The organism is Phycisphaerales bacterium, from assembly GCA_020852515.1.
In the GTDB taxonomy this organism is placed as follows: domain Bacteria; phylum Planctomycetota; class Phycisphaerae; order Phycisphaerales; family UBA5793; genus UBA5793.
Genome location: JADZAS010000039.1, coordinates 24,788 through 49,346, shown reverse-complemented (window position 1 = coordinate 49,346; position 24,559 = coordinate 24,788). Strand labels below are relative to the sequence as shown.

Sequence of the window (24,559 nt, the reverse complement as noted above, 5' to 3'; positions counted from 1 at the left end):
GTTCCACGCGTTCCCGAGGTAGTAGTCGAAGAGGGTCTGATCCATCTCGGTCGCCGCTGACCTCTGGATCGTGTCAGCCAAGGATACGATGTGGCGAAGTGCGTCTACGCGCTGCGCGATCCATGCGCTATCGACCCATGTCCCTAGGGTGTCGATCGCTGTCGTCGCAGGTTGATCGGAAAGGGATTTCGTGCGAAGGCAGATCTCAATGACAGAGTCGAAGTCTGACATGTTGTCTCCGGACTCACGGTTTGGGATGTGCATACATCCATTTGCCATTCATCTTGGGTAGACGGTTTGTCGCGAGCGCCCAAGAGAAGCCGTCACGGGAAAGGGGGCCCAACGATCGAATCAGACGAGTCTATCGGTGTAACGTTATCGCCCCCACCCTCCCCACCCGCAATCCCTGGGCCTTTCATCCGTCGGTACCTGGCGGATGGACCAGGTGCTTCTATCTACGGATGACCTTGCCGACTCGTGATCGAGTTGCGCTTTGTCCCAGCGCCCAAGCTGGATGATGCGGTGCAGGAGGCGTGGATGGCGCACTTGGAGATGCGGCCGGCCGCGCCTGCTGCCATTGCGGCCGGCGAATCGTGACGCGCGGACGCTGAGTACGGATCCGTACCGATTCGCTCAAACTCGACCAAGTTTGCGGCGAATCAGCGCTGCTGTCGTGCACATCCACTGTGGACGCACGAGATCGTCGCAGCCTCCCATCGAATCCCCAGGAGATTTTCATGCCCACCAGCCAGCGGAGGGACCGCGCCACGGGCATCTTCGAGTCTGATCGAAGCCGACTTGAGGCGCTCATCGAGAACGCGCGAGGCATCATCGCCTTCGGCCAGACCTCGGTTGACCTGCCGGAGAACCCCGGCGACGTGAACGCCCTCCCGGAGAACATCCGCCGCTAAGGCGCTCCACCCCCCATGGCTGAGACTCCGCTCGACGACGCGATCCGCGACAACGCCGGGGGCCCCAAGCGGGCCTCCGGCGACGCGGGGAGCGTGGAACAGCACTCGCTCACGGACCAGATCGAGGCGGATCGCTACCTGAACTCCAAGGCCGCCGCCAAGAACAAGAACCTCGGAGTCAAGATCACCAAGCTCGTCCCGCCCGGGACGACTGAATGACGCATGCTCAGTTTCCTGCGGACATTTTGGCGCACGGATGCGCCCGCTCGGGCCCAGTCGCACCAGCGGCGATCGATGATCGCCGTTCCCCTCAGCCGACTCGTGCCGCTTTCCGCGATCCGCGGGCGCTACGACGCGGCGGTGACCACGGACGGGAATCGCCGCCACTGGGCCAACGCCGACGGGCTGAGTGCTGACGCCGCCGCCAGTCCGGAAGTGCGGCGTGTCCTGCGCAATCGCGCTCGCTACGAAGTGGCCAACAACTCCTACGCCCGCGGCATTGTCAGTACTCTGGCCAACGATGTGGTCGGCACGGGGCCGCGACTGCAGATGCTGACCAACGATCCGGAGGCGAACACGCGCATCGAGCGGGTCTTCATGGCGTGGTCCAAGGCTGTCGGATTGGCGGCCAAGCTCCGTACCATGCGCTCCGCTCGCGCCGAATCCGGCGAGTCATTTGCCCTGCTCGCGCGGAATACGCGGCTTTCGACCCCGATTCAGCTCGACGTCCGCCTCATCGAAGCCGATCAGGTCGCGACGCCCGATCTGGCGCTGAGCGATTCCAACGCCGTGGACGGAATCGTCTTCGACGAGTTCGGCAATCCCGTCGAGTATCACGTTCTCAAGCAACATCCGGGTGACGTCCGCTGGGGCGCTGGCCTGCAGTACGACCGTGTGCCTGCGGCGTCGATGATCCACTACTTCCGCGCCGATCGGCCGGGCCAGAGTCGCGGCATTCCCGACATCACGCCGGCGATCCCGCTCTTTGCCCAGCTGCGCCGCTTCACACTGGCGGTCCTCGCCGCGGCCGAGACGGCCGCGGAGTTCGCCGGGGTCCTGCAGACCGATGCACCGCCCAACGGTGAGGCGGAAGACATCGAGCCGATGGACACCATCGAGATCGAGAAGCGCATGCTTCTCACGCTGCCCGGCGGCTGGAAAATGGCCCAGATGAAGGCCGAGCAGCCGGCGACGACCTACGGCGAGTTCAAGCGCGAGATCCTCAACGAGATCGTCCGCTGCCTGAACATGCCTTTCAACGTCGCGGCGGGCAACTCCTCCGGGTACAACTACGCCAGCGGGCGACTCGATCACCAGACCTACTTCAAATCCAACCGCATCGAGCAGGCGCACCTCGAGTGCACGGTCCTCGATCGCATCTTCGACGCCTGGCTCGATGAGGCCGTGCTCGTCGAAGACCTGCTGCCCCAGTCGATGCGCATGACCGATGCGCCTCGCAGCCACCAGTGGTTCTGGGATGGCAACGAGCACGTCGATCCCGCCAAGGAAGCCAACGCCCAAGCGACGCGGCTGACCAGTCGCACGACGTCGCTGGCCCGCGAGTACGCCAAGCAGGGACTCGACTGGGAGATGGAATTGCGGCAGATTGCCAAGGAACGGGCGCTGCTGCGCGAACTGGGGATCGAAGATGCGACTGAAGCCGCACCCGTTGGCGTTCCTTCACCAGTCACGGAAGACGATGATGAGCAAGACGAACCAGAAAACGCCTGAGACACTCGCGCTGGGCTGCGAGGTCGTCATCGAAGCCGAGGCAACCGGTGACGGAGCCGCGGCCGAGGCGCGCCTCCCCCGCTTCAGCATGGTGGCCTACACCGGCGGCGCCATACGCACCATGGGCTTCGCGTTTCCCGTCGTGGTGAATCTCGACGGGCTGACGATTCCCACACAGCAGCGGCCCGTGCGTTTCCAGCACTCGGCGCTCGAAGGCGTCGGGCATACGGAGCGCATCGCCATTGAAAACGGCAAGCTGATCGCCGAGGGCGTCGTGTCACGTGATACCCCTGCGGCCCGCGAAATTGTGGCCAGCGGCAAGAAGGGATTTCCCTGGCAGGCGTCGATTGGCGCCTCGGTCGAGGAACTCGAATTCATCAAGCGCGGCGTCTTGGTGCAGGTCAACGCCCGGAAATTCTCCGGCCCGATCTACGTCGCGCACAAGACGGTTCTGAACGAGATCAGCTTTGTCGACCTCGGCGCGGACCAGCGCACCAAGGCGCGTATCGCCGCCGGGCACCAGCACACCAAGGAGCACGCTTCCATGTCCGATGAGAATGCCACCGCCCCCGAGGAGTCGAGCAGCGCCGAGGAAACGCAGAACGCCGGTGATGATTCGACGCAGCGCGGCCGACCCACGCGCCTGAATGCCTCATACCCGGGCAGTGATCCCCTCGCCGAAATTGATCAGATGACGGCGCGGGCCCGCGCCGAGACTGAGCGGCGCATCCGCATCCAGGAAATGACGGCCGAAGTTCTGGCCCAGCGGCCCGAACTTGCCGACGAACTCGGCAAACTCGCCCACGCGGCGCTCGAGGCGGGCTGGAAGCCCGACAAGTACCAGCTCGAAGTGATGCGCCTGGGCCGCTCCTTCGGCGGAATTGGCGGCCCGCGCCGCCATGAAGCCGTGGTGAACGGCCAGATCATTGAGGCGGCGCTGTGCATCGCCGGCGGCCTCGACACCGAGACTCTCGAAGCGGGTTTCACCGAGGAAGTCCTCGGCACCGCGACGCGGACTTATCGCCACGGGCTCGGTCTCGTCGAGACGCTGCTGCTCTTCGCGCAGGCCAACGGGTACCGCGGCTACGGGCGCAGCGACCTCAAGGGCCTGCTCCAATTCGCCTTCGCGGATGTACAGGGCTCGGCGATGAGCACCATCAGTCTGCCGGGCATCCTGAGCAATGTCGCCAACAAGTTCCTGCGCTCGGGCTTCGAAGCCGTCGAGTCCACCTGGCGTGAGATTGCCGCGATTCGGTCGGTGCGCGACTTCAAGCAGGTGTCGAGTTACTCGCTCACCGGCGGGTTCGTCTATGAAGAAATCCCGCCCGGGGGCGAACTCAAGCATGCCACCGCCGGCGAAACGGCGTACACCAACCAGGCCAAGACCTACGGCCGCATGTTCGGCATCGATCGCCGAGACCTTATTAATGATGATCTCGATGCCCTGACCGCCGTACCGCGCCGCCTTGGTCGCGGCGGTGCGCTCAAACTCAACGAGGTATTCTGGAAGGAGTTCCTCGACAACGCGCTCTTCTTCGTCGCCGGCAACAACAACTACGCCGAGGGCGTGGACACGGCGCTGGGAATCGACTCGCTTACCCAGGCCGAGCAGCTCTTCCTCGACCAGACCGACCCCGACGGCCACCCGCTGGCGGTGGCGCCGGTGATCCTGCTCGTGCCCAACGGTCTGTACGTGCCGGCGACGCAGATCATGAACAGCACCGAGCTGCGCGACCCGGCCTCGACGAAGAAAACGCCGGTGGCCAACCCGCATGCGGGCAAGTTCCGCCCGGTTCGTTCGAGTTACCTGAGCAACGCGCAGTACACGGGCAACTCGACCAAGGCGTGGTACCTGCTCGCCGATCCCAACGACATGCCCGTCATCGAGGTCGCGTTCCTCAACGGCCAGCAGATGCCCACCGTGGAGAGCGCGGATGCGGACTTCAACACGCTGGGTATCCAGATGCGCGGCTACCACGACTTCGGCGTCGCCAAGCAGGAGCCGCGCGGGGGAATCCGGATGAAGGGCGAAGCGTAATCACCGGCGCCGATTCCCCCTGACTGTGCATTCATCTGAAAGGACCAGAACGTGCAGGCCGTATTCATTCAGGAAGGCAGCTCAATCGACTACACCCCCGGCACCGATATCGGCGCCGGCGATGTAGTGATCAACGGCGACATGGTCGGAATCGCCAAGCGGGACATCCCCGCCAACACCGCCGGTCCCCTGGCGACCGAGGGTGTGTTCGACATTGCCAAGGCGAACGAAGCACTGAGTTTCGGCGATGATGTCTTCTGGGATGCCGACGGCGACCCCGTCGGTGGAACGGCGGGGTCGGGCGCCGCGACGGCCACGGCCTCGGGGAACACGTTCCTCGGCCGCGTCATCAGGGCCGCGGTAGCGGGGGACCAGACCGTGCGCGTCCTCGTGGTGCGCAACCGGGTGCCCGCGGACCAGATCGCCCTCATCACCATTGAGGACCTCGCCGCCGCGGGTGATATCGCAGCGCGCCCGATCTTCGCGCACCCGGGCGGAGCCGAACTCGTCTCGGCGGGCATCCTCACGCAGGGCGCTCCCGCAGGCGTCGACGATGCGAACACGGTGGTCATCGCGCTCAAGGACGACGCGGGCAACACGATCGTCACGAAGACTTTCGACACCGCCAACCAGCCGCCCTCGAGTGACTTGGGCGACCTGGGGGCGCTCAGCGCCACGCACAAGATCCTCGTCGGCGATGAGCATGTCACCCTGGACGTCACCCAGGGCGGCACGACTTCGGACATGCCCGCGTTCGTGCTGGTGATCAGGTACCGACCCGCCGCGTAACGGCTGACGCGGGTGATGCAGGGGTAGCAGTTGGCGGATCTCCTCGAACAAGGCATGAGCTTTCTGGACCGCAGGCGGCACGAGCACATGACACGAACGATCACGTACCACCGCGGCAATTCGTCTGTTCAACTCCAGGCCACACTGGGGCAGACGAGTTTCGAGCAGAGTGATGAATACGGCATCGTGCAGAAGGTCGAGTCGCGCGACTTCCTCGTACGCACCGGCGATCTCATCCTCGAGGGACAGATGGTGCTGCCCAGCGCAGGAGATCTCATCCGAGACATGGAGGCTGGCAGCGTCTTCGTCTGCGAAGTCAGCGCCCCCGGTCACGAGCCGCCGTTCCGCTACAGCGATCCGTACAGGAAGGCCCTGCGCATCCACACCAAGCACATCGCCACGGAGATCGTCTGACATGGCCGACGCAACCACGAGGAACGGAAGTGTCTGGTCACGGTGGGCCGGCGTGGTACTCACGGCGGTGATCGCCCTCTCGGCGTTCACCGTCCAGTGGGGCGTGGTCACGACCAAGCTCGATCATCTCGAGCGCCGCCTCGATGAACTCATCGTCGAGGCCCGCTCACTGCGAAACGAGTACCAATCGGTCGAGCGGCGGGTGTCCTATCTCGAGGGTCGGCTCAATGGGAGGGAGCACCCATGAGCACGCTCACCGCCCTGGCCGACGCCGTCACCGAATCGCTCAACGGCGCCTCGTTCTCGATGCCCTTCACCGCAGAGCGCCTGCACCAGCCTTCGTTTAACCTGGCGGGACTGGCGACACTGCGCGTGAGCGTGGTCCCCAAGTCCGAGACGATTGCAACGGCCTCGCGGGCGAACTCGTTCTTCGACTGCGCCGTGGACGTAGGAGTCCAGAAGAAGGTCGCGGATGACACCGAGATCGATGTACTGCTCGATCTGGTCGAGGAGATCGCCGACCACCTGCGCCTCAAGCGCCTTGATGAGTACCCCAGCGCCGCCTGGCTGTCCATCGAGCACGATCCCGTGGTGGCGGCCGAGCATCTCGATCAGAATCGCCAGCTCACGAGTGTCCTGACGGTGACTTACCGCGTGAAGCGCTGATCGCGCTGTCGATGGCGACACATGAATTGATCTTTCCGCGCGGATGCGCAGACGCAGGAGCAGATGATGGCCATTCGGCTGGGCATGGAAGCGACGCTGAACTTCAAGGTCGGCGGCCAGGCGGGGGGAGGCGCCTGGACGGAACTGACCAACACCAAGGACGTCACGCTCTCACTCGAAGCGGGCGAAGCGGATGTGACCACCCGCGCCAACAACGGGTGGCGGGCCATCGTCGCCACGCTCAAGGACGCCAGCGTCGAGTTCGAGATGGTGTGGGATACCGGCGATGCGGGCTTCGCCGCCGTGCGCGATGCCTATCTCAACAACGCCGTCCTAGGACTGCAGATTCTCGACGGCGACAGCGGCGAGGGTTTGCAGGCGGACTTCATGATCACCGCCTTCTCGCGCAGCGAGGCGCTCGAAGAAGCGATCACCGTCTCGGTCACCGCCAAGGTGACCTACTCGGCGACACCGCCGAGCTGGCTCACGCCCTGATACGACTGACATGATGCGCGAAACGATCGGAGCAGTACACACATGGACAGCAGATTGACCATCTCGGGCGAGATCGCCGGAGCTCCACTCAATTCGAGCCTTTCTCGCTCGGCCGACGGCGCCATCCGTCACGGGCCGATTACGTTGCCCGCCGCGGAAGCCGGCGATCTCTCAACGCGCACCACCGACACCACGGGCGTGCTCACCGTTGCCGGCACGACACTCCAGATTGGCGACACGATCGACATCTACTGGGACGGCGGTCGCCGCTATGACGTCGATGTCGACAACGTGGTCTCCGATGACGTTACGTTCTCAGGCGGCGCCGGGGACATTCTGCCCGCGGTGAGCACCGCGATCACCGCCGCCAAACAGGTTGCCATCGCCACCGACTTCGACGGCGCCAATCTGGTGGCGGTGGGCGCCCTGTGCACAGCGCTTGGGCACCTGAGCTTCCAGGAAAGCGGGGCGACGGAACTCTCCGTCGATCTGAGCACCCGCGAGGCGTGGTTCTGGCTCAACGGCTCCACCGCCCCGAATCCGCTCGTCTCCACCGTCGTCGACTCGATCAGGGGCTCGCAGTCCGGCTCTGTCGCGGCAGCGACGCTCGATCTGGGTGTGCTTTACGACTCGACGCCGTAACTGAACCCGAGTTCATCTCACTGACACTCCTCGGACCCACTGCGCGCATGAAGACATTCATCGACAACGCCAAACGCTCCTGGAACGTCGAGATCAACGTCGCGGCCATCAAGCGCGTGCGTGACCTGGCCCAGGTCGACCTCCTCGAAATCGTCGAGGGCAAGCTCATCGAGCGGCTGATTCGCGACCCCATCCTCCTGTGCGACGTCGTGTACGCCGTGTGCAAGCCGCAGGCCGACGAGCGCCAGGTGAGCGATGAAGACTTTGGCCGCGCCATGGCCGGCGACGCGATCGAGCACGCCACAGCGGCGCTGCTGGAGGAGCTGGTGTCTTTCTGCCCGAGCCCGAGGGACCGCAGGAACCTCGGGCGGGTGCTGGAAGCGACGAATCGCGTCATGGACCGGGCGCGGGATCTCATCGAACAGCGCCTGCAAAGCGGTCAGCTCGATCGAATGGTGGACCAGGCGCTCGCCAGTGCCACCGCATCATCTGGCAGTGCGCCGGCATCCTCGGAATCGACCCGGGCTCCCTGACCCTCAGAGAGCTGCTCATCATGGCCGAGGCCCGGCGGCGTGAGCAGTGGGGGCGCACCAGCGCCGTCATGGCGCTCATCGCCAATACCCACCGCGACCGCAGAAAGGGCCGGCCATTGCGGCCCACTGACTTCGATCCGTTCGCACGACAGACGCCTTCTGTCAAGGCGGATGTGCGTGTGCTCAAACAAGTGTTCATCGACAACCGTGTTCCAGAGGGGATCCCATGAATCGCAGTTCCGTCATGTATGTCTTCGCGGCCGTCATGTTCTCACTCGTGCTCGCCGCCTGCGCGGGCTTTGATCTTGGCGACGTCGTCAAGGTCAGGACGCCCAACACCATCCAGCAGACGACCGGCCTCTCGTCGCGCATCACGCTCAACGAGGCCGAAGCCGAGTACCGGGCGTGGTTCGAGAACACCCAGCGTACGGGTTCTCAGTGGAAGGCCTCGATCGAACGAGCCGGTGAGATCCGGGGCATGCTCAGTCAGCTGACACTCTCGGCGCTCGACTCGGTGGGTCCGACACTGGCCGGCGTACCGATCGTCGGCCCCGCATTGCCGGCGCTGACGGGCATCGTCGGTCTCTTCATCGGGTCGGGTCGCCTGCGCAAGGAGAAGGAAGCGTCCTTCAACAAGGGTCTCAAGCAGGGCAAGACCCTCGGCGGGGACGCAGCTTCAACGTGATCGACCTGCGCCTCAAGCAGATGTTCTTCGACCGCCCGCGGGTGCAGCGGGCGGTCGATCGGGGCAGGCGGCAGGCGCTCTCGAAGGCCGGCGCCTTCATCCGTCAGCGAGCCCGCAGCTCGATCCGCAAGCGGAAGCGATCGAGCCGGCCGGGTCAACCGCCTTCCAGCCACACCGGACTGCTGCGCCGCTTCATCCTCTTCGGCTATGACCGGCAGCGCGACTCGGTCGTCGTCGGACCCGTGGGATTCCGGCAATCGACGGCGCCCAGTGTCCTCGAGTTCGGCGGTCGCGCATCCGTCGAGTCCAGACGTCGCGAGCGACGGCGAGGCAAACGGGTCGTGCGCATCGCAGCGCGGCCATACATGCGCCCGGCGCTGGAGAAGGAGAAATCGAATCTGCCCGCGGTATGGCGCAACAGTGTGCGCTCCGCGGGCTGAGGCGGTACTTCCATGGCCGAGACGCGAGGCATCCGGGCAGGGCGGGCGTTTGTTGAACTGGGCGTGAGCGACAAACTCACGGCGGGCCTGAAGGCGGCTCAGCGCCGTCTGCAGGCGTTCGGCAGCGGCGTCCGCTCCATCGGTCAGCGTCTCATCACTGCTGCGGCCACCGCCGCGGCGCCCCTGGCGATCAGCGCGCCGGTCTTCGCCAGCTTCGAACAGAGCATGGCGCGAGTGCGGGCGCTCACCAACGCCAGTGAGAAGGACTTTCTGCGCCTCTCGTCGGAGGCCAAGCGCCTCGGCGAAACGACGGTCTTCTCGGCGAGCCAGGCAGCGGATGCCATGGGCTTCTTCGCCCTGGCCGGCTTCAGCGTCGAGCAGATCCTCAGATCCATCGGCCCGACACTCAATCTCGCCGCCGCGGGCCAGCTCGAGATCGCCCAGGCCGCGGACATCGCCGCCAAGATCATGGCCGGCATGGGGATCGAGGCAGACCGTCTCGGCGAAGCGGTGGATGTCCTCACCAAGGCGATGACCACCGCCAACACCGATCTGCTTCAACTCGGCGACGCCATGAAGTTCGTCGGGCCGATCGCCAAGAGCGCCGGCATCGCCTTCGAGGAAATCGTCGCGGCCATTCAACTGCTCTCGAATGCCGGCATCCAGGGTGAGATGGCGGGGACGAGCCTCAGAGGCGCGATCCTGGCGCTCACCAGCCCGAGCCAGGAAGCGGCGGACAAACTCAAGGAACTCGGCGTCCGAGTGCTCGACGCCGAGGGCAACGTGCGGCCGCTGGCCGACATCATTGACGATCTCAATCGTGCGATGGAAGCGATGGGCTCAGGGGAGCGCCTCGAAGTGCTCGGGCGCATCTTCCCCGCGCGCCAGGCGGCGGGCATGGCGGAACTGCTCTCCCAGGGCGCGGACAAACTCCGGGAATACACCCGCGCGCTTGGCGACGCCGGCGGAACGGCCTCGCGCATCGCTGGTGTGCAGCTCAACACGCTCAAGGGACAGGCAACCATTTTCAAGAGTGCCCTCGAAGGCCTGGCAATCGCCGTCGGCGAGTCACTTGTCGGGGCGCTGCGCGCGGTCGCACACTCCATCACGCGCGCCACCGCGGCGATGGCGCAGTGGGTGCGTGAGAACCGCTCTGTGGTCGTCATCGCTGCGGCCTCGATACTGCTGGTGGGCGCGCTCGGCGTGACGTTGGTCGCAGTCGGTGTCGCGGCGCAGGCGGCGGCGTTCGTGCTCGGAGGTCTGAGAACCATCCTGCTCACCGCCAAGGCGGCGCTGCTTGCGGTCGGCGCCGCCGCGGGCGCGATTCTGTCGCCCATCGGCGTTGTGATCACCGCCGTCGCCGCACTGGGTGTCGCCGTTCTGGTTTCGAGCGGCGCCGCCGGTGCGGCGATCGGTTGGCTCGGCAAGCAGTTCGCGCAGTTGCGCGACGGCGTCACTCGAGTCATGCAGGGCATCTCCGATGCTCTCGCTGCGGGTGATGTGGCGCTGGCGGCCAAAATCCTCTGGCTGTCGCTCAAACTCGTGTGGCAGCAGGGTGTGGCGGCGCTCAACTCCGCCTGGCTCACGGCCCGGGACTTCTTCATCACCACCGCCCAGAAGATGTGGTTCGGGGCGCTGGCGGCGGCGCAGACGGGATTCCACGCCCTCGAGGTCGCATGGATCGAGACGACCTCATTCCTGTCAAAGACCTGGACGAAGTTCACAACGGGATTCCAGAAGATCTGGGAATCGGAGACGTCCTTTGTGGCCAAGCGGATGCTCGAGATCCAGGGGCTGTTCGATTCGTCTCTGAACGTCGATGCCGCCAAGCAGCTCGTCGATGAGCAGCTCGAATCCCGACTGTCCGAACTGGAGAGTCAGGCGCAGCAGCAGCTCGACGAACGTGAGCGCAAGCGGCAAGAGCAGCGCCGCCATGCCGCGGAAACCAACGAGGCGACGCTCGCGGAGATCGGCCGGCAGTTCGAGGAAGCGCAGGAATCACTTCGATCCGGCACCGACTCCCGCCTCGCCGAAACCCAGCGGCAACTTGATGAAGCGCGGCAGCGCCTGGAGGAAGCGATCGCCCAGGCCAGGCGCAGCCGCGAGGAGGCGCAGGCGGACGAATCTGGTGGGCCTCGATCGCCGGGGCAGCTTGTCGCGGCGCTCGAAGATCAACTCGCCGGGCTTGGCGAGGCGTTCAGCCGCGGCATCGAGGTGCGGGGTACGTTCAGCGCCGAGGCCGTGCGCGGCCTCGCCGCCGGCGATGACAGCGCTGAAAGAACCGCCCGCGCCACCGAGCAGACGGCACGACACACCAAGCGCCTCGTGGAGGCATCCACGAAGGGATTGGCCTTCGGATGAGCACGGAAGTTCAGGAACGCGGGATCAGTCGAACGACCAGCAGCGGCCGGAGTCCATCGACCGAGCGCCTGTACTGGGTGCGCGGCACGAGCGATGACCTCGAGGCGCTGGCCGCGCTCGAAGCCGAGGTGCCATCCTTCTATGGCGGTCTGCCGCTCTACCAGGTGCGTGTCGAAGAGGCCGGGCCTGATCTCTACGACGGGACTGTCACCTACCAGGTCGATTCATCGACCGACCCGCCCGACACCGGCGAGAGCACCTTCACCTTCGAAACCGGCGGCGGCAGCGAGCACATCACTCAATCCTCGGCCACCATCGCTTCGTACGCCCCGCCCGGCAAGACCGCTCCGGACTTCAAGGGGGCCATCGGCGTTACGGCCGACAGCGTCGAGGGTGTGGACATCGTCGTGCCGGTCTACCAGTTCACCGAGACGCACTACCTCGACGACAGTTCGGTGACGCCTGCTTATAAAGGTACGCTCTTCGCCCTCACCGGCCGTGTGAACGATGCCGCGTTCAAGGGCTTCGCCGCCGGCGAGTGCCTCTTCCTCGGCGTGAGCGGCTCCAAACGCGGCCAGGGCGACTGGGAATTGACTTTCCGCTTCGCCTCGCGACCCAATCGAACAGGCCTGAGCATCGGCGACATCACCGGCATCGACAAAAAGGGTTGGGAGTACCTCTGGGTGAGGTATGCCGAGGCCGAGGACGCGACCGCCGGCGCGCTGGTGAAACGGCCCGTGGCGGTCTACGTCGAGCGTGTGTACGACAGCAGCGACTTCACCGGGCTGGGGATCGGAACATGAGTTCCCTGCGCAAGGTGAAATCCGGCGACCCACTCAAGATCCCCGCCGCGGCCTACAACGCCTTCGTCGATGCCGCCGTCGATCTGCGCCAGCGCCAGCATGAGGAATCCCGCGAGCCCCAGCGCCTGCGGCGGGACAACGACGTGATCCTCGTGCTCAACTCGACCGCTTCAACGGTCAACCGATTCGGCGTCCTCGCGATCACCGATCCGATCATCGCCCCCACTGACGCTCTTGAACTCGAACGTGTCGCGTTCACTGGCGTGGTGCCGGCGGCCGAGCACGCGGGCAAGTTCGCAATCCTGCTTGAGACTGCAGCGCCCGGCGCCATCGTCGGCGCCGCGATGGGCGGAATCGTTCCCGTGAAGATCGGCATGGCCAATCCGAACCACGAGTTCGCGGACGTGTCGCCGGGGTTCACCGACCGATTGCTTAGCGGCAACAGCGGCGCTGCGCAGATCCTCTGGGTCGAGAGTTCGATCAGTACGACGCGCCAGGCCATTGTCCGTTTGCCCGCCGGTGGCGCGGCCGTCTGCCTCGCGAGCGCGAGCGGCCTGGCCTTCGATGCCAACGGCTGTCTCAAGATCGACACCACCGTGAACAGCACCGTGCAACTCACACTCGTCACCGGCGTGACCCACGCGATCGTCGGCAACGTCCTGCGCATCACGGCTCAGCGATCAATCATCACGCTTTCGCGCAACGTGGCCGGCGTGGTCATCGGAGTCGGCGCCACGCCAACTTCCAGCACGACGAGTGACGTCAATCTGGAGAGTTGTCCCTGACTCGTGGTGAGCACCCGAAGGGAATCGAACCATGCCCCTCATCCTTGGACCATCGGGCAACTCGCTCCTGCTCGGCCCGACCGGCCTTCCCGCGTCCAGCACGAAATGCTGCTGCTGCAAGGAAGGCATCGAGTGCCCCCACTGCCTGTGCTGCGAGTGCTGGGTGTGCGGCGACGGCATCAAACACGCGCTGCCCACAGCCGGCTGCCACAACGCCAGCGGCAAGGCATGCCTGACGGTCACGCTCAGCGGCCTGACGTTCGTGACCAACTGCCGCACATTCCGCAACAACAACTGCGTGGCCGCGCCGGGAACGTGGGCTTCGTACAAGTACCTCTCCGCGGCGATGCCCGATCTGGTGCTCCCTTTCAACTGGAACGATGGCGCGCACACACCCATCCGCGATCCCGACCTGCCCTGTGCTGAGATCGTGCCCGGCAACGTCTGCCGCCAGTGGCACATGTGCGTCGTGCTGCCCGACACCGGCATCGACGCCACGCAGTACGTCAACGCCAACTGCACCGGCACGAGCAACACGTTCAGCGTGCTCATCACCAGTGCTGTGCTCGACTACCAGGTCGTCGGCACCACGCGCCGCTTCATCCTCTGGGTCACCGCCTCTCCTGCCGGCACCATCCCGATCCCCATCTTCTTCGGCGCGGCGAGTTTCGATGCCCGCCAGTGCGCCAACTACTCAACCTGGCCGCTGGCCATCCCCAACGACCTGTCCAGCACCGCCTGCCTCTGCGGCGGATCTGGGACGGCGATGCATCCGGCCGCGACGGGCGGCACGGCAACGTTGACGATGGCGTGCGATACGGATTGCAGCAGCTTTGACGGCGGCGCGGGGTTGGCGTCGCTTGAGGTGTCCGGGCCGCGGATCGCGCCGCATAGGCAGGTGGACGCGGCCGCGATTGATCGTGCGGACGCGCACGAAGACCGCCGGCGCCGGTGCCAAGGTTGCCGGAAGCAGGGCTAACGAGCTCAAAGCCATTCAGGGAAGAGATGTCTCGTGCTCCGCTACATGATGCAGGGAAACGTGCACAACGCCAACTACAACCAGTGCCACAATAACGACTGCCCCAAGAGCGAATCCCAGCGTTCGTTCGAACCAGGTGGCGTCACTCCATAGATTGAAGCCGATCGCGACCAAGGCGCCCAACGATAGGAAGGAGAAGCTGTACAACACCAGCACCTGAAGATACCGGAAGCGCTTCTTGTCATACGGTCCTGCCCATGGTTGTCCGAGATCGTGTCGCGCGTATCGGAACAGAATCGACTTCGCCCCCGGCAGCTGCGGCTCGATCGTGCGCGCCAGCCAGGCGATGTACTCATGAATTCGAAAGATTAGCCACAACTGGTAGACCCAGTTGCAGATCAGCAGCGTAGTGATGACCGCGAATAGCCACGCCAGCACCCACAGCGCCTTTCCGAGCACCAGAATCTCTTGTTCCGAGAGGAGCACGTTCTCGTCACCCGAAGCTCGCGTGCGAACGAGGGCGGCGAAGAACGCCACGCCGATCGTGGCGGTGATGCCAAAGAGCGAGAGCACTCGCTGAAGGGCGCCATTCTGAAGGTCAATGCGCTTGTTGATTTCGCCGCGAAGCTCCGCGTACTCGCTTCTGGCGCACGCCATCAGTTCTTTCTGGCTGTCCGTGAGATTGCAGGGCTCGGGTTCGACTTCTTGCCCGGAAGCGCGAAATCGCAGCAGAAACCTAAATGCTTCCTCTCGCAATTCCGCGGGCACTGATTGGACGGCCTTCACCGCATGCTCGACTGCCTGCATCGGGTTGTTCATTACGATCCTCCGAAGATCCCCGTCGAGCCACTTGGGGTTCACTTGGCGGTGTATTGTCCTCGCTCGATCTTTTCGAACAGATCCTTGCGCTTGAGCAGCGTCAGGTTGACCATTGTGTTCAGATTGGCAGCTCCGGAACGGTACCCGGCCTTCCGAGAGTCACTTTGTTCGCAGCTCGAGTGCGAGCCGCCATGGTCTTGCCGAATGAGCGACCGTTCGACTCCAGCGCACGCGCGAGATCGGTTAGCGGCGGTGTATCGCCCAGCACTTCCATCTCCGCTTTGACGTCCTTCAGTTTGCCAACTAGCCGAATCCACTCGGCATGGAGCGCAGCAGCCTTGGCAGTACGCCGTTCCAATTCCTGCTGCAGGCCAGCGGTTGGGATGCGAGCGAGACCAGATGCGGTCATTTCCAAGCCCTCGCCGTTGCGGTTCCGATTGCTCGTTTCCTTCACTTCGCGTAGTTCGGCCCCATTCGTCTATGAGCGGAGATCGCAGACTGCGGATCGGGAGAAGAGTTCACCTCCACTCTCCCGATCGTCAATCAGTGGGGCCAGCTTTGTGGTAGCGGTGCCGATCACGGTGCTTGTGCGGGCTCGATTGTAGAAGTCGCGAAGGATTCGAAGCACCAGCCGGTCAAACACATCAGCATTGTCGAGGAATAGCGACCCGCGCGATGTCGCCAGCGCATCAGAGATCGCGCGATAGCGCTCGAACGACGAGAGGCGCGATGGAATCTTCATCTGCTCCTCGAGAGCCCTGAGCAAACGGCGCGAGCGCATCCCCTTGCTATCGATGAGCAATCCACCAGCATCCTCTGCCGCTTCGCGCATGGCCGCGTTCCGCGCGACGTGGTCCGGCCAGATGACGATCAGGATGGTCGGATACCCGAGCGCCAACTGCACGCGCTCGTCAAACTGAGCACGCGCGGTCGGGAATCTCATGGGATTGAGCAGCAGCGGGCTCGCCGGCTCCGACCGACTTGCCATCTTCAATTGCCCGTGGAATCGCACCCGTGGCTCCCGCTGCTTCGGGTCCTACTGCCCCGCCCATGAATGTTCCCATGCGGTCTGAATCCCTGGCAGCTTTGAAGAGAGATTCGTTGTCGCCAACGTGTACCCCATGTCGCTACGCACGTTGGCGAGAGTGGTCTGATCCTCTGGCGGAGCGCTTTCCCCACAGCGCAGGGCATTCTTGAGCGACAGCCAGGATTCTTCGCCGAGATCCACGGCCAGATAGGGCGTGTAAAGGTGCCAGCCACGATTCGCATTGAGGCGATTGATGACGACAAGCGCCTCGGGTTCGATTTCAGAGCCGACTGATTGGAGGAAGGATGAAACCCGCTGGCTCGCCGCCGCATTGGCTTGGTCAAGCGCACCTCTCGCGTTCGCAAGATCCTGCTGCGTGTATGAATCCTCCCCGCGACGCAATGAGCGCGTGACGATCACCAGGGTGCGGCTCGCTTCGGCCACCCGCTGGTCTTCCACGGAGAGTTCCTCCGCGTATTCCGAGCACCACTGGGAGGCGACCGTGACGAGTGCCGAGACACTCTGTTCGGCGACGCCCGCGGCCGCCAAGGTGGCCGGTTCAATCCCAACGCGAGCGAGCAGGGATTCGACCTCGGCGCTGTCGATCTCGGCGTGAGCCGCGATGGAACTCATCGAAGCCGCAGAGCTACCGCGACGGACAACCACCACCAGGCTGATCGCAGAAACGCAGAGAATGGCCAGCAGCAGGCGAGTATGTCGGGTGATGAAGGCGTAGGTGACTCGAGCCATCGGACGCTCCTTGATTGGGGTGTCGGACGTGAGCGTGGCTAGGCTACTATGGGAAGCCCAGGGCGGCTTGTCAAGAGTGTACCCGATTTTGCCTGAGGGTCTCGCTTGACTTGGCCGCGGGAGCGGGGCTACAAGAATGCTGCAACCTCTCGGTTCGCCTGAGTCCCGCAGTGCAGCGCGCACGAAGATGCGGCCCCGGGGAGGACCGATGAACAGTTCGGACAGCCTCCGTCGAAGGGTGATCGTGCCGGTGAGAACCGCCAGCCCTCAGTTCCGACGCCGTGCCTTCTCGCTGGTCGCTATGGGCGCGATGATGATCGCGCCAGAGTTCCTTTCTCAGGCACGCTGCCAGAACCTGATAGCGGAACCGGCTCGCCTCGACTTGGGAGCGGGACACGTGAGCGAGACGCTGGTTGGTGAGATCCGTCTGCGGAACGTGTCGTCCGAACGAATCAGATTGTACTCCGTTGAGCCGAGTTGCGATTCATGCACCGCAGTCACCTTCACCAACGGTTGGATTGAGGCAGGCGATGCGACCGAGTTGCAAGTTTCACTGCGATGTTCAGCGGACGAGGAAACGACGCTTCTCCAATCGGTGACGGTGAATTGCTCCGACCGCGAGCGCCCGAAATTCAAGGTTGTGCTCGAGGGCCGATTCCACCCTGCGATCGTTGTTCCCACCGACCGCATCGATGTCGGTGTTGTGCCGGCGGACGAGATCGTCTGCGTAGACGCGCCAGTGTACAACTGGCTCCCACGTTCGATCGAAATCGTGAGCATTGGCCGATCCGGCCCGGTCCGTGACGACAGCCTCACAATCCCGGCACACTCAGGCGCCGGACCCGGCCGCGCGATCATCCACGTGGAATTGGAGGCCCAAGCCTCTCCTGGGCCGCGTTCCTGGGAACTTCAGTGGTCCACCGGCCTTACTGCGCAACCGAGAGTCGGCATAGGCATCTCGGCGTATCTGTCACCGAAGAGCCCACTTCGAAGCACGGAATGGCTACCCATTCCCGGCGGAATCGTCGTGCCCCTTCGCTACGACCGAATCGCCGGTCCATCGAGGAGCCCGGCCCCGCTGCCGGCAGCGTCCGACGAGTGCGATACCCCGAATCAAGCGACGCATCCGGCGGCTAGAAGCCGCGATTCCGATCACGTGATCCCAGCCAGTGATTCCAGTCGAGGTGGATGATGAACCAGTTCAATCTTGGATCGTTTCTAGTCGCGCTGACGTGCCTTTTCAGTGCGGACGCGGCTCTGGCTTCTGGGGGCGAGGGTTCGATCCGTGAAACGGTGACCAACACCGCCGCGTCCGCGCGGGCGCTGAGCAGCACGCGCGGCTCGGGGTACGCCCTTTGTGGCACGCCGGCGCCGATGCACCTTGATGAGAGCGCGGACGGGTGCAGCATCAGTCCCACGTACTACGTCGGTTTGCAGTCCTTCGTTCCCGGTGGCCCATGCGGTGAAATTTCCGTAACAGCCGCTCCGATCGATCTCCTCTGGGGTCGCGTCCACGAGAATGTCACGGATCTCCACTTGCCTTCCGCCGGAGCGGACGTCCTAATCCGGCGCCGGTACGCCCCGGACAAGATCACCACGTCTCTGTTCCCGGACACCTCGTTCAACTGGTCGTGGCGAGCTCACCTGGTGTACAGCGGCACGAATCAGACGAACGGCCTCCCCGAGGATATTGACTTTCACCGAACGCCTGACCGAGTGTTCCCTTATAAGAACAATGACCAACAGGCGAACATTGAATGGTATCCTTGGAAGGACACGAGCCGGGACTACCTGAACCACACAACGATCGAATACGATTCTGGCAACGACGAGTACGTCATTACCTGGGAACCCCAGTTGCCTTGGAAGGCTGCGTTTTGGGACCACGACACGACAACGGAGCTTAGGGGATACCTCAAGTGGTACTACGGTCCTGAAGGGCTCGTGACCGTCAACTACGATGGAAGCTACCGTCCGTCGTCAATCACGATCAAGGATCAGGGTGCCACAGAGCAGTACCGGCAGCTCGACCTGAGCTACGTCACGATCTCCAGTACCGATCTTCTCTCACGGGTTGTGGTCCGCGAGGGGAATGGAACTGGCAACATTATCGCGATTGTGGACTACACCTATTTTGATTCCACCTCGCAGAATCCTGACTTTCACGATGACTACGGTACAAATGGCGACCTTGTGCAGGTGAAGGTTCGGAGGCGCGCGACAGGCGATGCCGCCGATGATGATCCAGGCACGGTGACACTCTCGGACGAAGCGATCACGCAGTACCGCTACTACGCCAACACTACCGAGCCAGGAGGTGGCGCCCATACGCTCAAGAGCATCTTCCGACCCGATGCATATGCCAGGCTGAAGGATTGGGCGGATGACAACTCGGTGACGGACATCTTCACGATCGCGGACACCAACGCTGCGCAGTTTGCCTCGTATGAGTTCGAATATGGCGATCCGGATGGAACTGACTTCGGCAACGTGACTGGTGGAGCGATGTTCGTCGTCCAGGAGACCGTGCGCGCCGGCTGTGGCGGCTGCGGGAGCGGCGGTGGCTCACACGACGGCGCCGTCTTCACCTTCGAGTACTACGACCCTGATCACAGCACCAACCCAAATCGGAATTGGCCAAGTGACACTGTTTGGGAGGCGGTGATGACCCGCCCCGACGGCGCCGCCGAAACCTATTACGTTCGCAGTGATGGGCTGACTCGCGAGCACAAGGTTGTCAAGAGCAGCACGACGTTCACAGATCGATCTTTCACGATTGACTCCGAGGGCCGACCGACCGCAATTGCCACTGAGGCAGGCGTCGAATGGCGATACACGTATGACAACACAGCGAATACGAAGAAGTTCTCCCCGACCAAGTACGAGATCAAGGACTTGGCCACCTCCACGACCTACGAGCTCGCCGAAATCACCTATGGCGAATCGGACCGCGAGGACTTGCCGACTGCCGTCGAGTACATCATGGAGGAGGGAACGACGTCGGGTCCGACGATTAACCTCTCCTACACCTTCCACGGCAGCGACAAGACTCGCGTCAAGCAGGTCACTGTCCAGTACCCCGGGGTTGCGGAGAGTCAGAATGGCGAGGGTACGACAGCCAATGATCGCGCCACAACGTACCAGACATACGATGAAAAAGGGCGCCTTGTCTGGAGCAGGGACGCCGAGGGGCGCGTAGACTACTACGTCTACGACGATTCCGATTCCAACGTCCCAGCGAGCCGGCGGACGGGCCTGCTCTGGCAGCATGTCGTGGACATCAATACGAATAGTCCGCCCAGCGGGGTGAGTCTCTCGGGCATCACGATCCCGTATGCCACGACCAGCGGCGCCAATCTGCTCACGACGACGACCCGCGACAGTCAAGGTCGACCGACCAAAGTGGTCGAACCGACGGGACGGATCACACAGTATGTCTACCTCGATGACGAGGTGCGTACGCATGTGCAACTGAACACCAGTACCGGCAAGACGCTTGTGCCGACGCGCGTGGTGGTCAAGAATGATGCCGAGGGCACGACAGAGATCTTCGAGGTTGATGCGGATTACGCCTTCGACCTTGACGTAAATGATCTCCCCACGGGAAACGACACGTTCATCGAAGGCGACAAGGTCTCCAAAGTTGTCAATTACTACAACGATGGCGGAGGCCTGATTAAGCGCCGCATCTACCACGCGATAACTACGACGGGATATGATGAAACGCTCTACGGCTACAACAGTATGGGACTGCTAGCCCGAGTCGTCGATGGCGAACTCACGATCACACGCTATGACCGCGACCCGGCCGGACGGGTGACCCGCCTTTGGGTCGGCACGGACGACTCTCCGACTTCCGGGGAATGGGGCGACGGGCAGACAACCGCCCCTGGCGGCACCGATATGGAGGTGGCACGCCAGAACACGTATGACACGGAAGGCAATCTGACGACCGAGACTTCGTACGCCGATGCCTCGAATACGCGAGTGATCAATCACCTCTACGATTGGAAGGGGCGGCGTACGGCCTCCTATGGCGAGAGTTCTTCAGGTGAGAAGGACTATTACGAAGCCTGGGAATTCAATAATCTGAACCAAGTTACGATGAGGTCCCGTCATAACGGCTATACGGGCACTGGCACTCCGACGCCAGGATCAAACTCCCTTGAGCGGCAGATCGATTATGACGACCTTGGCCGCACCTGGCGCGAGATCACGTACCAGTCCGGATTCTATGACTATTCAATTGATCCCAGCCTCAGCACGCCATCGGCGGATCACATCTACACCTACACCTGGTACGATCGCAACAACCGCCCCATCAAGGTGCAGACCAAAGGCGGGCCCGCGACGAAGTACGCTTACGATTCGACCGGTCGAGCGGTCACGGTCTACACGACGGATGCAGGTGGAGACGCCGCGCCTGGCGCGACCGGTACGCACGGTGACGCGGATGACGTCACCGGGGACATCGTACTCGAGCAGATCGAGTACGTCTACGACGATGGCGACGGCGGGTTGCTCGAAGAAGTTCATTCATGGCAACGGGATCATGATGCCGCGGGAACCGGCGCGCTGGGAACCTCGGTGGCGCGCCCGATGTTCACCCATTACGTCTACGACACGATCGGCCGTCGTACCGCGACCGTCCAGTACGGCGCCGCAGGTTCCGGCGAGACGAACCCGACCTACACGACGAGCCCGACACGCAGTGACACCGTCCTCGTTTCAGAAACCGTCTACGACGGCAGCACCGGCCGGGCGTTCAGACACATCGATCCCGCGTCCATCGAAACCCGCTACTTCTTTGATGACGCGGGCCGCGTGATCTGGGTCGCTGAGAATTACACGAACTTCGATCCAGGCACGCTGACGACCATTGGCGGCGGCACGAACAACGATGAGGATCGAGCCACCAAGTACGCCTACAACGCCAACGGCGACATCGGCGCGTTGACCGCCTACCAGTCGAGTTCCGTGAGCGAAGTCACGACCTACGTGTACGGCGTCACGACGTCCGGCACCGGGCCCTCGAACCTCGTCTCCAATTCGATGCTCCACGCCGTGATCTACCCGGATTCGGACGATGTGGCCGAGCCACTTGGTAACGGTACGGATACGACTTATGACCGTGTGGAGCTGGCCTACAACCGTCAAAATCAACCCATCTGGATCAAGGACCAGCGCGGCGTGATCCGCGAGTTCGAGTACGACGGCCTCGGTCGATTCCTCGCCGACAAGGCGACGACGATTCCCTCGGGGGTCGACGATGCCATCCAGCGGATCGAGCGATCGTATGGTAAGATGGGCTGGACGCACAACATCACGTCCAGAGTAGGCACCGGCGGGGCCGCGACGATCGCGAATCAGGTCAATCTCGCCTACAACGGATTCGGTCAGGTCATCAAGAGTCGCCAGGATCATGCGGCGGCTGCCGACACGGACACGATCGGCGTCGGGTATGCGTATGCCGATGGCGATCTCATGGCGAGGCTCACAACGCTCACCTATCCGCAGACCTCCACGGTCAACTACACGTACGACACCGGCCTGGACAGCAACGTATCGCGCGTGTCGGCCCTCACGGTGAGCAGCGCGGACATCGTCGAATACTCCTACATGGGCTACAACACGCCCGTCATCGTCGATTACTCCGCCGATCCGGCGATCCGATTGGATTACACGCTTGGCAGCGGCTCTGAATCCGAGACGTACAAGTCATGGGACCGCTTCGGGCGTGTCACGCTCCACAACTGGGTCCACACGGTCAGTTCGACGGACCATGACGTCATCAAGATCGCCCACACGTACGATCGCGCCAGCAATCGCACCAGCCGGGACGATCAAATCGCTCTGCCGACGGCGCTGACGCGCGACGAGGTCTATTCGTACGACGATCTTAACCGCGTTCTTCAGAATCTGCGCGGCACGATCTCCGGTGGCAGCATCAGCGACGCCGACGAGACTGAGCAGTGGACGCTCGATCCGCTGGGCAACTGGACGACGTACAAGTTCGACGGCAACGGCGATGAAGACTTCGTTGACGCCGAGGACTTCAACGACTCCCGCAGTTATGCCTCACCGGGCGGTCTCGCCAACGAGATCACCGAGTGGGATCCGTACGCGGCGAACTCCGGCAGCGGGCCGGCAGAGCCCACGTACGACCTGGCCGGCAACATGACCGATGACGATTACCTGCGTGTCTACACCTACGACGCCTGGAACCGCCTCGTCAAGGTCCAGAACCACGATGTCACGCCCGTGACCGTCGGCGAATACGGCTACGACGGCCTCAATCGCCGCATCACACGCACCATCGGCAGCGACGACGCCGTCCACGAGTACTACACCGAGTCCTGGCAGCGCATCGAGTCCCGCCCCGGCGGCGAATCATCGACTCAGGGCGTGAGCCTCTTCGTCTTCGGCATCCGCTACATCGATGACATCGTCATGCGGCAGCGCGACGCCAACGTCTCCGGGCCGCCGGAGGAACGCCGGTACTACCTCACTGACGCGAACTACAACGTCGTGATGCTGGTGAACGAGAGCGGCTACGGCGTCGAAAGAGTCTTCTACACCGCCTATGGCGAACCCGAGTGCTTCCCCTTCGGCGACGCAGACGGTGATTACGACGTCGACACGGCCGACCAGACGCTCATCACGTCGATCAAGAACGGTGGCGCTTCGTACAATATTCTCGCCGATTTGAATCTCGATGGCGCGGTGACGCAGGCGGACCTGAACGCCTTCAGCGCCTACTCGAATGCTGTGGGTGGCCGGGGAGTTTTGACCGCGAGCAACGGCTCCGCGACGACAGCCAATGACGTCGGGTACGCGGGCTATCTTTGGAACGACGAGCGAGTTCAGTGGCATGTGCGCAACCGAGAGTATGATCCGATTCTAGGTAGATGGCTGCAGCGTGAGCCACTGGGGTATGTCGATACGATGAATCTCTACGAATACGTGGGATCATCCTCCATCGCAGAGACTGATCCAGCTGGACTGTCCAAAGGTGGGAGTCGAAACATTTGGCCTTCCAAGCTGCCGACGTTTCTGAAGCAAGGTACCTTTGATGAAGCCATTCGATGGGCGCGGGAACATGGTGTAGAACTAACGTATGATGAGATGAACAAGCTCAAGAAGTTCTTTAGATACCGACCGCGACCGGGGTTCATTTCGCCGGAGGGATTGGTGGCGCCTGCAACCATTGCCCTTGGCGTATTGATTGATCGACTCATTGACTCTTTGGGAGAGTTTCCGCAAGACGACAAGTGTCGAAACGTCGTGAAGGGGGTAGCGGTTGGCAATTGCGACATGATAAAGCGTTTTGGTGCAGATTGTTGCACGAATGTCGCGAAGCAATGGGCACTAATGATGAACTGCGAGACCTTTATGGAGGATCTCTGGCGCCGCTGCAAGAAGGCCGTGGAAGAGTGCCCGCCCCCTGTGGAGGAGCCTCAACCTGCGGAAAACGATCCAGCTCCGCCACCAGTGGGGCCGCAGGACGACCCCGACCTATACTGGTGGGACTATTGGGGAGGTATGCAAATGCCGCCGGAAGGCTGGTCGCCCGGAAACCCGCTACGATCCCCCAGTAAACCGCTGATTCCCGGAGTGGTGCCAAGTAAGTGGTTCCCGTCGCCCCCCGGCCTCGCCCCAGAAGATCCGCGTCTGTGAGGGACAAGGCGATT

General features: G+C 63.1%; 24 protein-coding genes. 20 read left to right on the top strand and 4 right to left on the bottom strand.

Annotated elements, in window-relative coordinates; all coding sequences use genetic code 11:
• Positions 1–737 precede the first annotated feature (737 nt).
• From IT430_20800 to IT430_20715, 18 genes are all read left to right on the top strand, one after another.
• Positions 738–911 (top strand): hypothetical protein, encoded by a 174-nt coding sequence (locus IT430_20800; GenBank protein MCC6910382.1) that lies wholly within the window; start codon positions 738–740, stop codon positions 909–911.
• Positions 912–926: 15 nt separating this feature from the next.
• A complete protein-coding gene (locus tag IT430_20795) occupies positions 927–1,130 on the top strand; it encodes a hypothetical protein (protein ID MCC6910381.1) in 204 nt (67 codons plus the stop codon).
• Positions 1,131–1,205: 75 nt separating this feature from the next.
• A complete protein-coding gene (locus tag IT430_20790) occupies positions 1,206–2,642 on the top strand; it encodes a phage portal protein (protein ID MCC6910380.1) in 1,437 nt (478 codons plus the stop codon).
• Positions 2,614–4,680 (top strand): hypothetical protein, encoded by a 2,067-nt coding sequence (locus tag IT430_20785; protein MCC6910379.1) that lies wholly within the window; start codon positions 2,614–2,616, stop codon positions 4,678–4,680. The genes IT430_20790 and IT430_20785 overlap by 29 nt, the downstream gene beginning before the upstream one ends.
• A gap of 51 nt (positions 4,681–4,731) precedes the next feature.
• Complete coding sequence (locus IT430_20780; GenBank protein ID MCC6910378.1) at positions 4,732–5,469, top strand: DUF2190 family protein; 738 nt, start codon at positions 4,732–4,734, stop codon at positions 5,467–5,469.
• 87 nt (positions 5,470–5,556) lie between these two features.
• Positions 5,557–5,883, top strand: coding sequence for a hypothetical protein (locus IT430_20775; GenBank protein MCC6910377.1), 327 nt, complete (start codon positions 5,557–5,559; stop codon positions 5,881–5,883).
• 1 nt (position 5,884) lies between these two features.
• On the top strand, positions 5,885–6,130 hold the full coding sequence (locus tag IT430_20770; protein ID MCC6910376.1) for a hypothetical protein: 246 nt from the start codon (positions 5,885–5,887) through the stop codon (positions 6,128–6,130).
• Positions 6,127–6,549 carry a hypothetical protein gene (locus IT430_20765; protein MCC6910375.1) on the top strand — a complete coding sequence of 141 codons (423 nt, stop codon included), beginning with the start codon at positions 6,127–6,129 and terminating at the stop codon, positions 6,547–6,549. The genes IT430_20770 and IT430_20765 overlap by 4 nt, the downstream gene beginning before the upstream one ends.
• Before the next feature lie 66 nt (positions 6,550–6,615).
• Positions 6,616–7,044: a hypothetical protein gene (locus tag IT430_20760; GenBank protein ID MCC6910374.1), complete on the top strand. Its 429-nt coding sequence runs from the start codon at positions 6,616–6,618 to the stop codon at positions 7,042–7,044.
• Positions 7,045–7,086: 42 nt separating this feature from the next.
• Positions 7,087–7,686 (top strand): hypothetical protein, encoded by a 600-nt coding sequence (locus IT430_20755; protein MCC6910373.1) that lies wholly within the window; start codon positions 7,087–7,089, stop codon positions 7,684–7,686.
• A 47-nt stretch (positions 7,687–7,733) separates the two neighbouring features.
• Entirely contained in the window at positions 7,734–8,219 is a 486-nt protein-coding gene (locus IT430_20750) for a hypothetical protein (protein ID MCC6910372.1), read from the top strand.
• A gap of 20 nt (positions 8,220–8,239) precedes the next feature.
• A complete protein-coding gene (locus IT430_20745; GenBank protein ID MCC6910371.1) occupies positions 8,240–8,449 on the top strand; it encodes a hypothetical protein in 210 nt (69 codons plus the stop codon).
• Positions 8,446–8,904, top strand: coding sequence for a hypothetical protein (locus IT430_20740; GenBank protein ID MCC6910370.1), 459 nt, complete (start codon positions 8,446–8,448; stop codon positions 8,902–8,904). Before IT430_20745 ends, IT430_20740 begins: the two co-directional genes overlap by 4 nt.
• The gene (locus IT430_20735) at positions 8,901–9,344 is read left to right on the top strand and encodes a hypothetical protein (protein ID MCC6910369.1); all 444 of its coding nucleotides are present in this window, start codon (positions 8,901–8,903) and stop codon (positions 9,342–9,344) included. Before IT430_20740 ends, IT430_20735 begins: the two co-directional genes overlap by 4 nt.
• 12 nt (positions 9,345–9,356) lie before the next feature.
• Positions 9,357–11,705, top strand: a complete 2,349-nt coding sequence (locus IT430_20730) for a phage tail tape measure protein (protein ID MCC6910368.1) — start codon at positions 9,357–9,359, stop codon at positions 11,703–11,705.
• Positions 11,702–12,508: a hypothetical protein gene (locus tag IT430_20725; protein ID MCC6910367.1), complete on the top strand. Its 807-nt coding sequence runs from the start codon at positions 11,702–11,704 to the stop codon at positions 12,506–12,508. The genes IT430_20730 and IT430_20725 overlap by 4 nt, the downstream gene beginning before the upstream one ends.
• A complete protein-coding gene (locus tag IT430_20720) occupies positions 12,505–13,293 on the top strand; it encodes a hypothetical protein (protein ID MCC6910366.1) in 789 nt (262 codons plus the stop codon). The genes IT430_20725 and IT430_20720 overlap by 4 nt, the downstream gene beginning before the upstream one ends.
• A 31-nt stretch (positions 13,294–13,324) precedes the next feature.
• Positions 13,325–14,272: a hypothetical protein gene (locus IT430_20715; GenBank protein ID MCC6910365.1), complete on the top strand. Its 948-nt coding sequence runs from the start codon at positions 13,325–13,327 to the stop codon at positions 14,270–14,272.
• Positions 14,273–14,287: 15 nt separating this feature from the next.
• Here the strand turns inward: IT430_20715 and IT430_20710 are convergent, their stop codons facing one another.
• The 4 genes from IT430_20710 to IT430_20695 all read right to left on the bottom strand — a co-directional run bounded on the left by IT430_20710 (position 14,288) and on the right by IT430_20695 (position 16,868).
• Positions 14,288–15,091, bottom strand: a complete 804-nt coding sequence (locus IT430_20710) for a hypothetical protein (GenBank protein MCC6910364.1) — start codon at positions 15,089–15,091, stop codon at positions 14,288–14,290.
• A 118-nt stretch (positions 15,092–15,209) separates the two neighbouring features.
• Positions 15,210–15,545, bottom strand: coding sequence for a hypothetical protein (locus tag IT430_20705; GenBank protein ID MCC6910363.1), 336 nt, complete (start codon positions 15,543–15,545; stop codon positions 15,210–15,212).
• Between the two features lie 24 nt (positions 15,546–15,569).
• Positions 15,570–16,079 carry a hypothetical protein gene (locus tag IT430_20700; GenBank protein MCC6910362.1) on the bottom strand — a complete coding sequence of 170 codons (510 nt, stop codon included), beginning with the start codon at positions 16,077–16,079 and terminating at the stop codon, positions 15,570–15,572.
• Positions 16,080–16,127: 48 nt separating this feature from the next.
• Positions 16,128–16,868 carry a hypothetical protein gene (locus tag IT430_20695; protein ID MCC6910361.1) on the bottom strand — a complete coding sequence of 247 codons (741 nt, stop codon included), beginning with the start codon at positions 16,866–16,868 and terminating at the stop codon, positions 16,128–16,130.
• A gap of 208 nt (positions 16,869–17,076) precedes the next feature.
• On the opposite strand from IT430_20695, the gene IT430_20690 reads away from it, so the two are divergent.
• Both IT430_20690 and IT430_20685 read left to right on the top strand, forming a co-directional pair.
• Positions 17,077–18,060, top strand: coding sequence for a DUF1573 domain-containing protein (locus IT430_20690; GenBank protein MCC6910360.1), 984 nt, complete (start codon positions 17,077–17,079; stop codon positions 18,058–18,060).
• Positions 18,060–24,545 carry a hypothetical protein gene (locus IT430_20685; protein MCC6910359.1) on the top strand — a complete coding sequence of 2,162 codons (6,486 nt, stop codon included), beginning with the start codon at positions 18,060–18,062 and terminating at the stop codon, positions 24,543–24,545. Before IT430_20690 ends, IT430_20685 begins: the two co-directional genes overlap by 1 nt.
• Positions 24,546–24,559: the final 14 nt, after the last annotated feature.